Raw genomic sequence first — 1,862 nt, forward strand, 5'->3', positions numbered from 1 at the left:
AGGTTAAAGCATTAACCAATTATTGTAAATCAAAGTAGGGTTTAATAATATCAACCAGGTACTGTGGAATTCTGGTAGGACGACGGGTTTTGCTATTCAGAAATGCCAGTACCGTTTCGCCCGTCACCAGTAATTTACCCGTTTCGTTGTGGATGTTATATTTAAACCTTATTCGTGCCGCTGGGAATTCTTCAACGTAAGTCTCGATGGTCAATTCTTCATCGTAAACCGCCGGGTGATGGTATTTGATATGAAGCTCGGAAAGGGGCAGGAGAGTGCCTTCCTGTTCTATTTTACTGTAGGGCAGGCCCAGATGGCGAAACAATTCTGTCCGGCCTACCTCAAAATATCTCGAGTATACAGCATTATTGACGATACCCATTTGGTCGGTTTCACCGTATCGGACACGAATTTTTGTGGTGTGTTTAAGCATAATAAATTAATTAGTGTTCGTCTATACAATAGTCAGTAAAAAAAGAAAACCTAAACGCAGAGACGCAATGACGCAAAGTTTTTATTATGAGAGCGTTAGGGTTTGCGCCATTTGTTGTGTAAACAATTAATTACCAGGCATCTGTAACAATAGATCGTTAGATTTTTAGATACAAGATGCAAGATAATTCATCAGTATAAATTATGTATAAGTTGTTGGTCTGATGGAACTCGCATACAAGCTTTTATACATATTCTTGTTGGGAAACCGTGCCATGCTCGTTTCGTAAAATATTGATACACTGCATCTTAATAAAAAAATTGATCAACATAAACAATTGGTTTGCAGTGTATTGTAAAAGTTTAACGGAGTATTGTCTATAAACTCACAAAAATTTTTACAATATGTGTGTCTGTTCAAAAAGTGCTGGTTGCAAGGCTTGCGAAGCCGCCAAAAAAGGAGTTTACTTTTCGTAAATGAGTATTTTGGCGGCGAGCCTAACACAGCAAATGGTACTTTATGATCCGACCCTAATTAAAAGGAGAATCCGGTTCTTTAGCCATGTGATTGTATGATAATTTTTCTATAAGTGAAGGCCACCATTTATTAAGAAAAACAGCTAATTTGCCTTCTTTAAAAGTCAGAATGAGGGTTCTTTTACGTTTAATTATAGCTTTAGCAAGATGCCTGGCTACCTCTTCCGCGGTCATCATTTTTTCTTCGGCACGAGGGGTTTCGCCCTGTTGACTTCCGTTGGCTGTAAGTGCCGATTTACGAACGTTAGTACCTGTAAACCCAGGGGCAGCAAGAAGGACATGAAGTCCTTTTTTCAGATTTTCTGTTCGCAGAGTTTGAAGGAAACCGTGCATGGCAAATTTGGACGCCGAATAACCCGTACGTCCGGGCAACCCTATAAATCCTGCTATAGAAGAAATACCAACGACCGAACCTTTAACCGCCAAAAGATGAGGCAGGGCATATTTTGTGCAATAAACAGTTCCCCAGAAATTGACATCCATAAGTTTTTTCAGAACACTCAGGTCTGCATCGATAAAGAGGGCTCGCATTGAAATGCCGGCATTGTTGACCAGTATATCAATTTTTCCAAAACGATTTACCGTTTTTTCTATCAGGTTTCTGCAATCTTCTTCTTTGCTCACATCTGTGGGAACGACCAGAACATCATGTCCCTGACCGGTCAGTTCTTTTTCTATTTCCTGAAGTTTGCCGGCACTGCGGGCAGCCAGTGATATTTTTGCTCCCCGTCGGGCAAATTCCCTGGCACATGCCAGCCCGATGCCCGATGATGCGCCGGTAATTATAATGACTTTGTCCTTCATTAGTATAAAATTTGATTTTTAAAGGCCTGATGGAACTCGCCTATACAATTTATACATATTCTTACACTGCTGTCCGAACAAAAAAAGCG

The 1,862-nt window shown here is 40.4% G+C and carries 2 protein-coding genes; both read right to left on the reverse strand.

The window, feature by feature from the left end:
• Positions 1-19: 19 nt before the first annotated feature.
• Positions 20-433: an acyl-CoA thioesterase gene (locus tag OQ5_RS0115955; RefSeq protein WP_016778447.1), complete on the reverse strand. Its 414-nt coding sequence runs from the start codon at positions 431-433 to the stop codon at positions 20-22.
• A 530-nt stretch (positions 434-963) separates the two neighbouring features.
• Entirely contained in the window at positions 964-1,773 is an 810-nt protein-coding gene (locus OQ5_RS0115960; RefSeq protein WP_016778448.1) for an SDR family oxidoreductase, read from the reverse strand.
• Positions 1,774-1,862: the final 89 nt, after the last annotated feature.

Origin of the sequence: Anaerophaga thermohalophila str. Valhall (assembly GCF_000250735.1) — a bacterium.
Classification (GTDB): Bacteria; Bacteroidota; Bacteroidia; order Bacteroidales; family Marinilabiliaceae; genus Anaerophaga; species Anaerophaga thermohalophila_A.